Source organism: Janthinobacterium sp. Bl 1 (assembly GCF_058215535.1).
In genome coordinates this window covers 134301-145479 of the sequence record NZ_CM177086.1, presented here as the reverse complement: position 1 = coordinate 145479, position 11179 = coordinate 134301, and the positions used below count along the sequence as shown (strand labels likewise).

The 11179-nt window shown below is 61.6% G+C and carries 7 protein-coding genes; all 7 read left to right on the top strand.

Annotated elements, in window-relative coordinates:
* Positions 1 to 42 precede the first annotated feature (42 nt).
* Positions 43 to 1170, top strand: a complete 1128-nt coding sequence (locus AC4BCN_RS00635) for a PAS domain-containing sensor histidine kinase (protein WP_490492330.1) — start codon at positions 43 to 45, stop codon at positions 1168 to 1170.
* Positions 1171 to 1306: 136 nt separating this feature from the next.
* Complete coding sequence (locus tag AC4BCN_RS00630) at positions 1307 to 1987, top strand: response regulator transcription factor (RefSeq protein WP_490492329.1); 681 nt, start codon at positions 1307 to 1309, stop codon at positions 1985 to 1987.
* Positions 1988 to 2141: 154 nt separating this feature from the next.
* Complete coding sequence (locus AC4BCN_RS00625) at positions 2142 to 2849, top strand: transposase (protein ID WP_490492328.1); 708 nt, start codon at positions 2142 to 2144, stop codon at positions 2847 to 2849.
* 194 nt (positions 2850 to 3043) lie between these two features.
* Positions 3044 to 7744 carry a glutamate synthase-related protein gene (locus AC4BCN_RS00620; protein ID WP_490492327.1) on the top strand — a complete coding sequence of 1567 codons (4701 nt, stop codon included), beginning with the start codon at positions 3044 to 3046 and terminating at the stop codon, positions 7742 to 7744.
* A gap of 79 nt (positions 7745 to 7823) precedes the next feature.
* Positions 7824 to 9287, top strand: coding sequence for a glutamate synthase subunit beta (locus AC4BCN_RS00615; protein ID WP_490492326.1), 1464 nt, complete (start codon positions 7824 to 7826; stop codon positions 9285 to 9287).
* A 259-nt stretch (positions 9288 to 9546) separates the two neighbouring features.
* On the top strand, positions 9547 to 10356 hold the full coding sequence (locus AC4BCN_RS00610; RefSeq protein WP_034753922.1) for an ABC transporter ATP-binding protein: 810 nt from the start codon (positions 9547 to 9549) through the stop codon (positions 10354 to 10356).
* Entirely contained in the window at positions 10353 to 11135 is a 783-nt protein-coding gene (gene mlaE / locus AC4BCN_RS00605; RefSeq protein ID WP_046683187.1) for a lipid asymmetry maintenance ABC transporter permease subunit MlaE, read from the top strand. The genes AC4BCN_RS00610 and mlaE overlap by 4 nt, the downstream gene beginning before the upstream one ends.
* Positions 11136 to 11179: the final 44 nt, after the last annotated feature.

Here is an 11179-nt window from a genome sequence, read left to right as displayed (position 1 = left end):
GCACGCTTATACTTGGCGATTCTTTCTTGCCAGGTATAACGCATGCTGCCTATTTTCCTCCTGCTGCTTGCCGGTGCCATCCTCATGGTGCTGCGTTTTGTCCAGTTGCGCCGCGCCCTGCTGCGCGCGCGGGCGGGCGAAGCGCAGTTCCGCCTGCTGGCCGAACACGGGCGCGACGCGGCTTTCCTGCTCGACGCCACCACCCTGGAATTGCTCTACATCAGCCCCGCCGCGCTGCGCCTGACGGGCCATGACATGCCTGCCTTGCGCGCGCATGCGGCGCGCCTGGCGGCCGACGTGCCGGCCCGTCTGCAGCGCTGGCGCGATGGCGACACCAGCCGCCTGACCCTGCTGCGCGAAGTGGAACTGCCGCACGCGGACGGCCACCAGCTGGCGCTGGAAATCAGTTCGACCATCGTGCCCGCGGTGGCCGGGCGGGGCGTCACCGTCGTGGGCACGGTGCGCGACGTCAGCGCGCTCCAGGCGCAGGAAGCTGAACGGGAAAAGGAGCAAAAGCGCTTCGCCTCGATGCTGTCGCATGAATTCCGCACGCCGCTGGCCACCATCGACGGCGCCATCCAGCGCCTCGTCTCGACTTCCACCGAGGCGGACGAGGCCACGCGCAAGCGCTACGTGAAAATCCAGACGGCCGTCGACCGCCTGCTGGCCATGATCGACGATTATCTGTCGCCCGAACGCATGGCGGCTATCGGCCGCGAGCGGGCCGCCGACGGCATCGCGCCGCTGGCCTTGCTGCAGCAGGCGGCCGCCACCGTACCCGCCAGCCACCGCGTGCAGCTGGAGCTCGATGAAGACTTGCCGGCCAAACTGCGCTGCGACGTGCCCGGCATGGCCCTGTGCCTGAAAATCCTGCTCGACAACGCCGTCAAGTTCAGCCCGCCGGGCAGCGCCATCACCGTGTCGGCCAGGCTGGTGCCCGAAGGCGGCGTGGCGCTGTGCGTGCGCGATGCGGGGCCCGGCTTGCGGGAAGAAGAACTGGCGCGACTGTTCGAAAAAGGAAGCCGAGGAAGCTATGCCACGCATCCCGGTGCTGGCCTTGGCCTGTACATGGCGCGCGCCGTCGTCGAGGTGCATGGCGGGAGTTTGCAGGGGCATAATCTGCCCGAAGGCGGGGCACTTTTCCGGATTTGGCTGCCGCTTCCCGGCTAGACTAGAAAAAAGTTGCTTCCGCTGAAGGCAACCGTGATAATTCCTTGACGTAAACCTATTGTGCCGTCCATCATGGTGTAGAAGTGAATGGCATGGTTTGCCCACGGTAGCTCACTAATGGAAGAATGGCGTTGCAATGACGAAAATACTGATCGTCGAAGACAATCTGGACTACGCCGAAGACATGGCGGAGTTTCTCGTTGAGCTCGAACACGAAGTTCATATCACCAGCTCCGCTGGCGGGATGTGGACGGCGTTGAGCCATGGCAATGTTGGCGTGGTCGTACTGGACCTGGGCTTGCCCGATGAGGATGGCTTCAACGTCATCCCCCGCATGCGCCAGCTGTATCCGCAAATCGGCGTGCTGGTGCTGACGGGGCGCGTCGCCTTCGACAGCCGCATCCTGGGCTTGCGCCTGGGCGCCGACCACTATCTGACCAAGCCGATCAAATTCCCCGAACTGGCCGCCCACATCGAGGCGCTCGACCGTCGCGTCGGCCCGCAAGATCCCGTGCCCGAGCCGGGCAAGTGGCCCTTGAAAGTGAGCGCTCGCCAACTGGAACTGATGGGCGCCGTCATCGCCCTGACGGAAAAGGAATTCAACTTCCTGCACCTGCTCACCATCAACACCCGCCCCGTGCCGCGCGACGTCATCGTGGCCGGCATGGGCGGAGAAGACCCCGATGCGGGCCGCCGGGTCGACATGCTCGTCTACCGCCTGCGCAAGAAAGCCAAGACGGGCCTGGGCCAGGACTTGCCGCTGCGCAGCGCATATGGCGAGGGCTACAGCCTCTCGGCCAGTTTCAACCTGTCCTGATTTCCGATTGCAGCCGTCCGCAAGTGGTGGCGCAAGAAAAGGGACAGAGTCAAGCGCTTTTTCCAGCATGTCAAATAAAACAGGGTCAGAGTCGCGTCTTGTGCTCGCAAGTGTGTAAAATCAAGGCCTTAGCCTATCTTTACCGACTCTTGCCATGGCCCGTTTGCCCCGCCTTATCATTCCTGCACTGCCCCATTACGTGATCCAGCGCGGCAGCAACCGCCAGCCCGTGTTCCAGGACGCGGCCGACTATGCGCAATTCCTCTCCTGGCTGAAAACCGGCGCGAAAATGTTCAAGGTGGCCATCCACGCCTACGTTTTATTGCCTGATCAGCTACATTTGTTGGCCACGCCCAGCGATGCGACGGGCCTGGGGCAGCTGATGCAGTGGCTGGGACGCTATTACGTGCCGCATTTCAACCAAAAATACGGACGCGAAGGGGCGTTGTGGCAGGGACGCTACAAAACTTCCGTCATCGATCCCGACAATTTCTTCCTCACTTGCTGCCGCTACCTCGAATGCGTGCCTGTGCAAACGGGGCTGGTGGCACATGCACTCGACCATACGTGGTCCAGCTATGCACACCATGCCGGTGTGCGGCCCGACCCCGTCATCACCGACCACGCGCTGTACTGGGCGCTCGGCAACACGCCGTTCGACCGCGAGGCGGCCTATCTGCGCCTGTTCGAGCAAGGCCTGGGCAGCAGCCAGGTGAAAGTGGTGGAAGAGGCTGTATTGAAGGGCTGGCCGCTGGGTTCCGATGTTTTCAAGCAGGCGCTGGAGCAGAAAATGCAGCGGCAAGTGCTGCCTGCCAAGCGGGGCCGTCCCCGCAAAATCGTGGCCGAAGCGGACGTCAATTGAAACCCATTCGCATTTAAAACAAAAAATGACTCCTTTCTGACGTTTTATTGAAATCGCCTCGACTGTGTCCCTATTAAATTTTCAGGGCGATAGAATCAGATTTAATTCGACTCCGACCCTAATTGTTCTGGTTGAGTTTTTTGTTGCGTTGCACTACTCTAGTTTTTCGATAGTCATATGCAGCGGAGAAGCCCATGAAAGCGCAAGGCCTGTACGACCCAGCCAATGAACACGATGCCTGCGGCGTCGGTTTCGTCGCCCATATCAAGGGCAACAAGACCCATTCGATCGTCGAACAGGGTTTGCTGATACTGAAAAACCTCGATCACCGGGGCGCCGTGGGCGCCGATGCGCTGATGGGCGATGGCGCCGGCATCCTGATCCAGATTCCCGACCAGTACTACCGCGAAGAAATGGCCAAGCAGGGCGTGGAATTGCCGCCGCCTGGCGAATACGGCGTGGGCATGGTCTTCCTGCCGAAGGAACACGCATCGCGCATCGCTTGCGAACAGGAAATCGAACGCGCCGTGCGCATCGAGGGACAAGTCGTACTGGGCTGGCGCAACGTGCCCATCGATACGGACATGCCGATGTCGCCTACCGTGCGCGCCAAGGAACCCGTCATTCGCCAGATCTTCATCGGCCGCGGCCCGGACATCATGGTCACCGACGCGCTCGAGCGCAAACTGTATGTGATCCGCAAATCGTCGGGCCACGCCATCCAGGCCTTGAAACTGCTGCACGGCAAAGAATTCTTCGTGCCATCGATGTCGGCCCGCACCATCGTCTATAAAGGCTTGCTGCTGGCCGACCAGGTGGGCGTGTACTACAAGGACTTGCAGGACGCGCGCTGCATCTCGGCCCTGGCCCTGGTCCACCAGCGTTTCTCGACGAATACCTTCCCCGAATGGCCGCTGGCCCATCCGTACCGCCTGATCGCCCACAACGGCGAGATCAACACCGTCAAAGGCAACTTCAACTGGATGCGCGCGCGCGAAGGCGTGATGAAGTCGGCCGTGCTGGGCGACGACCTGCAAAAGCTGTTCCCCTTGATCTATGAAGGCCAGTCCGACACGGCGTGCTTCGACAATGCGCTCGAACTGCTGTTGATGGCCGGCTATCCGATAGCCCAGGCGATGATGATGATGATTCCGGAAGCGTGGGAAAACCACACGACGATGGATGACAACCGCCGCGCCTTCTACGAATACCACGCGGCGATGATGGAACCGTGGGACGGCCCGGCCGCCATGGCGTTCACGGATGGCCGCCACATCGGCGGTACCCTGGACCGCAATGGCTTGCGCCCGGCCCGCTACATCGTCACGGATGACGACCTGGTGGTGATGGCGTCGGAATCGGGCGTGCTGCCGATTCCCGAATCGAAAATCATCCAGAAATGGCGCTTGCAGCCTGGCAAAATGTTCCTGATCGACCTGGAAGCGGGCCGCATCATCGACGACCAGGAATTGAAAAACACCTACGCCAACGCCAAGCCGTATAAAGCGTGGATCAACTCCGTGCGCATCAAGCTCGACGAGATCAAGCTGGCCGAAGGCCAGGCAAAGCTGGACCGCGCGCAGGGCGAAAAAGCCCAGCCGTCCTTGCTGGACCGCCAGCAGGCGTTCGGCTATACGCAGGAAGACTTGAAGTTCCTCATGGCGCCAATGGCCGTGGCCGGCGAAGAGGCGACGGGCTCGATGGGCAATGACTCGCCGCTGGCCGTCATGTCGAACAAATTGAAGCCTTTGTATAACTACTTCAAGCAGTTGTTCGCGCAAGTGACGAATCCGCCGATCGACCCGATCCGCGAAGCGATGGTGATGTCGCTTGTGTCTTTCATCGGCCCGAAACCGAACTTGCTCGATACCAACAACGTCAATCCGCCGATGCGGCTGGAAGTGGCGCAGCCCGTGCTGGGCTTTGACGACATGGCCCGTCTGCGCAACATCAGCGCCCACACGGGCGGCAAGTTCAAGTCGTATGAACTGGACATCTGCTACCCGCTGGCCTGGGGCAAGGAAGGCGTGGAAGCATGCCTGGCCTCGCTGTGCGCGGAAGCCGTCGATGCCGTGAAATCGGGCCACAACATCCTGATCGTCTCGGACCGCGCCATTTGCGCCGACCAGGTGGCGATCCCTGCTCTGCTGGCCACGTCCACCGTGCACCAGCACCTGGTGAGCAAGGGCTTGCGCGCGTCCACGGGCCTCGTCGTGGAAACGGGCTCGGCCCGCGAAACCCACCACTTCGCCTTGCTCGCTGGCTATGGCGCGGAAGCCGTCCACCCGTACCTGGCCATGGAAACCCTGGCCGACATGGCGCACGGCTTGCCAGGCGATTTGTCGGGCGACAAAGCCATCTATAACTACACCAAGGCTGTCGGCAAGGGTTTGATGAAGGTCATGTCGAAGATGGGTATTTCGACCTACATGTCCTACTGCGGCGCGCAAATCTTCGAAGCGATCGGCTTGAACAAGTCGCTGGTCGATAAATACTTCAAGGGCACGGCGTCGAACGTGGAAGGCATCGGCGTGTTTGAAGTGGCGGAAGAAGCGCTGCGCCTGCACGCGCTGGCCTTCGGCAACGATCCCGTGCTGTCCGACAAGCTCGACGCGGGCGGCGAGTATGCGTTCCGCGTGCGTGGCGAAGACCACATGTGGACGCCGGACGCGATTGCCAAGCTGCAGCATTCCACACGCAGCAACAATTTCTCCAGCTATAAAGAGTACGCGCAAATCATCAACGACCAGAGCCGTCGCCACCTGACCTTGCGCGGCCTGTTCGAGTTCAAGCTCGACCCGACCAAGGCGATCCCGCTCGATGAAGTGGAACCGGCCAAGGAAATCGTCAAGCGTTTCGCCACGGGCGCCATGTCGCTCGGTTCCATCAGCACGGAAGCGCACGCGACCCTGGCAGTGGCCATGAACCGCATCGGTGGCAAGTCGAACACGGGCGAGGGCGGCGAAGATCCGAACCGCTATACGCAGGAATTGAAGGGCATCCCGATCCGCCAGGGCGACACCATGGCCTCCATCGTGGGCGCCGAGCAGATCGTTGTCGACATTCCGCTGCAGGAAGGCGACTCCATGCGCTCGCGCATCAAGCAGGTGGCGTCCGGACGTTTCGGCGTCACGGCCGCCTACCTGAACTCGGCCGACCAGATCCAGATCAAGATGGCACAGGGTGCGAAACCGGGCGAAGGCGGTCAGTTGCCAGGCCATAAAGTATCGGAATACATCGCCAGCCTGCGCTTTTCCGTGCCGGGCGTGGGCCTGATTTCGCCGCCGCCGCACCACGATATCTATTCGATCGAAGATCTGGCGCAGCTGATCCATGACTTGAAGAACGCCAACCCGCGCGCCTCGATTTCCGTGAAGCTGGTGTCGGAAGTGGGCATCGGCACGGTTGCCGCCGGTGTCACCAAGGCGAAAGCCGACCACGTCGTCGTTGCCGGCCATGACGGCGGCACGGGCGCGTCGCCACTGTCGTCCGTGAAACATGCGGGCACGCCGTGGGAGCTGGGTCTGGCTGAAACGCAACAAACGCTGGTGCTGAACGGCTTGCGCAGCCGCATTCGCGTACAGGCCGATGGCCAGATGAAAACGGGCCGCGACGTGGTCATCGCTGCGCTGCTGGGCGCCGACGAGATCGGTTTCGCCACGGCGCCGCTGGTGGTCGAAGGCTGCATCATGATGCGCAAATGCCACTTGAATACCTGCCCGGTGGGCGTGGCCACGCAAGATCCGGTGCTGCGCGCCAAGTTCTCGGGCAAGCCCGAGTATGTCGTCAATTACTTCTTCTTCGTGGCCGAAGAAGCCCGTCAATTGATGGCGCAGCTGGGCATCCGCACGTATGACGAGCTGATCGGCCGTGTCGACTTGCTCGATAAATCGAAGGCGATTTCGCACTGGAAGGCGCAGGGTCTGGACTTCTCGGCCATCTTCCACAAGCCGGAAACACCAAGCGGCCAAGCCTGCCGCCACGTGGAATTCCAGGACCATGCGCTGGAAAAGGCGCTCGACCACAAGCTGATCGCGCAAGCGCGCGCGGCGCTGGAAAAGGGCGAGCGCGTCTCGTTCATCTCGCCCGTACGCAACCTGAACCGCACGGTGGGCACCATGCTGTCCGGCGAAGTGGCGAAGAAATACGGCCACGCCGGCTTGCCGGACGACACCATCCACATCCAGCTGCAAGGCACGGCGGGCCAGTCGGCCTGCGCCTTCCTGGCGCACGGCATCACCATCGACCTGGTGGGTGAAGGCAACGATTACGTCGGTAAAGGCTTGTCGGGCGGGCGCATCATCGTGCGGCCGAATACCGAGTTCCGCGGCTGGGCCGTGGACAACATCATCATTGGCAACACGGTGCTGTACGGCGCCATCGCCGGCGAAGCCTTCTTCAATGGCGTGGCAGGTGAACGCTTTGCCGTGCGCAACTCGGGCGCCACCACGGTGGTCGAGGGCCTGGGCGACCATGGCTGCGAATACATGACGGGCGGCACGGTGGTGGTGCTGGGCAACACGGGACGCAACTTCGCGGCCGGCATGTCGGGCGGCATCGCCTATGTGTATGACCCGGCCGGCGACTTTGCCAGCAAGTGCAACACGGCCATGGTCAGCCTGGACAAGGTCGTGTCGGCAGCGGAACAGCATGTCGACCGCGATGCCTGGCATACGCAGCACCGCGATGGCGTGCCGGAAGCGGACGAGGTCATCCTCAAGCGCCTGATCGAGCGTCACTTCAAGCACACGGGCAGCACCCGCGCCCGCGTCTTGCTCGACGACTGGGCTGCGGCGCGCGGCAAGTTCGTGAAAGTCTTCCCGAACGAATACAAGCGTGCGCTGATTGAAATGGCCTCTGACGCCGCCATGGAAGTCCAAGCCGTCGCCGCCTGAGCCAGCCAAGCTCATTGCCAAATGAATGACCAGGGAGCGGCCCGGCCGCTCCCCGCCAGCCAAATACAAAGGAACTATCGTGGGTAAAATTACCGGCTTCATGGAATTCAAGCGCCAGGACGAACACTATCTGGAGCCTGCCGCGCGCCTGAAGAACTACAAGGAATTCGTGCTGCACCTGTCGGATGCGCAAGCGACCGTGCAGGGCGCGCGCTGCATGGACTGCGGCATTCCCTTCTGCACCACGGGCTGTCCCGTGAATAACATCATTCCTGACTGGAATGACTTGGTGTACCGCGGTAACTACCGCGAAGCGCTCGACGTCTTGCATTCGACGAATAACTTTCCGGAATTTACGGGCCGCATCTGCCCGGCGCCGTGCGAATCGGCCTGCACCCTGGGCATCCACGAAGATTCGGTCGGCATCAAGTCGATCGAACATAAAATCATCGACATGGGCTGGGAGCATGGCTGGGTCACGCCGCAGCCGGCGGGATTCAGCACGGGCAAGAAAGTGGCCATCGTCGGTTCCGGTCCTGCCGGCCTGGCGGCGGCGCAGCAACTGGCGCGCGCCGGCCATGCCGTCACCGTGTTTGAAAAGAGCGACCGGGTCGGTGGCTTGCTGCGTTATGGCATCCCCGACTTCAAGATGGAAAAATCGCACATCGACCTGCGCGTGAAACAGATGGAAGCCGAAGGCGTGGTGTTCCGCACCAGCGTGCTCGTTGGCAAGGATTTCCCTGCCCACGTGAACAACTGGGCCAAGGAAACCATTTTCCCCGAAGACCTGGAAAAAGAATTTGACGCCGTCATCATGGCCGGCGGCGCCGAGCAGCCGCGCGACTTGCCCGTGCCGGGCCGCGAACTGAAAGGCGTGCACTTCGCCATGGATTTCCTGCCGCTGCAAAACAAGGTCAACGCGGGCGACAAGCTCAAGGACCAGATCAAGGCGACGGGCAAGCACGTGGTGGTGATCGGCGGCGGCGACACGGGTTCCGACTGCGTCGGCACCTCGAACCGCCATGGCGCCGCCTCGGTGGCGCAGTTCGAACTGATGCCGCAGCCGCCGGAACAGGAAAACAAGCCGCTCGTCTGGCCGTACTGGCCGACCAAGCTGCGCACCTCGTCCTCGCACGAGGAAGGCTGCGAGCGCGACTGGGCCGTGGCCACCAAGCGTTTCGAAGGCAAAGGCGGCAAGGTGGAAAAGCTGATCGCCTGCCGAGTCGAGTGGAAAGACGGCAAGATGAGCGAAGTGCCGAACTCGGAATTCGAGATGAAGGCCGACCTGGTCTTCCTGGCCATGGGTTTTGTTTCACCTGTACAACAAGTGCTGGAAGCATTCGGCGTCGATACGGATGCGCGCGGCAATGTCAAGGCGACAACGGATGGCGCCGGCTGTTACCAGACGTCGGTGGCCAAGGTGTTTGCGGCCGGCGACATGCGCCGTGGCCAGTCGCTGGTGGTCTGGGCCATCCGCGAAGGGCGCCAGTGCGCGCGCGCCGTCGATGAGTTCCTGATGGGAGCATCGCTGCTGCCACGCTAAAAAACGAGCAATTGTTCGTTTTTTGACAGGGCCACGGCGCGGATCGCGACGTGGCTTTTGTTATTTTTGCCTGTCAGGTCAATGGCCGTGAACGTCGGCTCGATGGGACGCGATGTGGCGGCCGAATTTCCACTACAATATCTGACTTTCGATTCATTAGTGTTGTATTCTTCCCCTTTCCGGGGCTGTCCCAAGGGGTGTCTCAGCAGAGGTTGGCGTTTCTGCACTACAATACGCCATTAAAATAGTGAGCTTCGTCGTGCCAAATCTTGTTGAGATCCGTGATTTACACTTTGCCTATGGAGAACGTTCGATTTTATCGGGCCTTCAAATGGATTTCCCACGTGGAAAAGTTGTGGCCGTCATGGGTGGCTCCGGCAGTGGCAAGACGACCGTACTGCGCCTGATCGGCGGGCAGCTGCGTCCCAGTTCCGGTTCCGTGAATGTGGACGGCCAGATCGTGCATACGCTGGGAACCGACGAGTTATACCAGCTGCGCCGCAAGATGGGCATGCTGTTCCAGCACGGCGCCCTGTTTACGGACTTGACGGCGTTCGAGAACGTGGCGTTCCCCCTGCGCGAACACACGGACTTGAATGAAGAGCTGATCCGCACCCTGGTGCTGATGAAGCTGCACGCCGTGGGACTGCGCAATGCGGCGCAGTTGAAGCCGGCCGAGATCTCGGGCGGCATGGGCCGCCGCGTCGCGCTGGCGCGCGCCATCGCGCTCGACCCCGAACTGATCATGTACGACGAGCCATTTGCCGGCCTGGACCCGATTTCCATGGGCGTGACGGCCAATTTGATCCGCAATCTGAACGATGCGCTGGGCTCCACGTCTATCCTGGTATCGCACGATGTGAAGGAGTGTTTCGCCATCGCTGATTACGTCTATTTTCTGTCATCGGGCAAGATCGTGGCGCACGGCACGCCGGCCGAGATGGCCGTGTCGACGCATCCCTACGTCAAGCAGTTCGTCAATGCCGAGGCCGATGGCCCCGTCCCGTTCCATTATCCGGGCAAGTCGCTGGCCGACGACCTGGGTCTGCAGGCGGGGGGCGGCCGATGATCGCGCGTTTCCTGGCGTCGATCGGAGCGTGGTTGCGTCGTTCGGTACAAGACCTCGGCTTTGCCGTGCGTTCGTTTTTCATCATCATCGCCTCGTCGGGCGGCCTGTGGCGCCGTCCGCGCCTGGTGATTGAGCAACTGTTTTTTATCGGTAACCGCTCGCTGGTGATTACCGCCGTCTCCGGCCTGTTTGTCGGCATGGTGCTGGGTTTGCAAGGGTATTACACCCTGACCACGTATGGTGCCGAGCAGTCGCTGGGCTTGCTGGTGGCGCTGTCCCTGACGCGCGAACTGGGTCCCGTCGTGACGGCGCTGCTGTTCGCGGGCCGTGCCGGCACGTCGCTGACGGCGGAAATCGGCTTGATGAAGGCGGGCGAGCAACTGTCGGCCATGGAAATGATGGCCGTGAACCCGATCCAGCGCGTGCTGGCGCCCCGTTTCTGGGCCGGCGTGATCGCCATGCCGATCCTGGGCGCCATCTTCACGGCCGTCGGCATCATCGGCAGCTACCTGGTCGGCGTGGTGCTGATCGGCGTCGACGAAGGCTCGTTCTGGTCGCAGATGCAGGGCGGCGTGGATGTCTGGAAAGAAGTGGGCAACGGTACCATCAAGAGCCTGGTGTTCGGCATCGCGGTGACCTTCATCGCGCTGTTCCAGGGGTACCAGGCACAGCCGACGCCGGAAGACGTATCCGGCGCCACCACGCGCACGGTGGTCATTTCGTCGTTGATGGTGTGGTGGCTCGACTTCATGATGACGGCTTTGATGTTTAGCAAGTAATTGCCGATAGGCGACAAAATTATCGGCCTGGGCAGTGTTCTGCG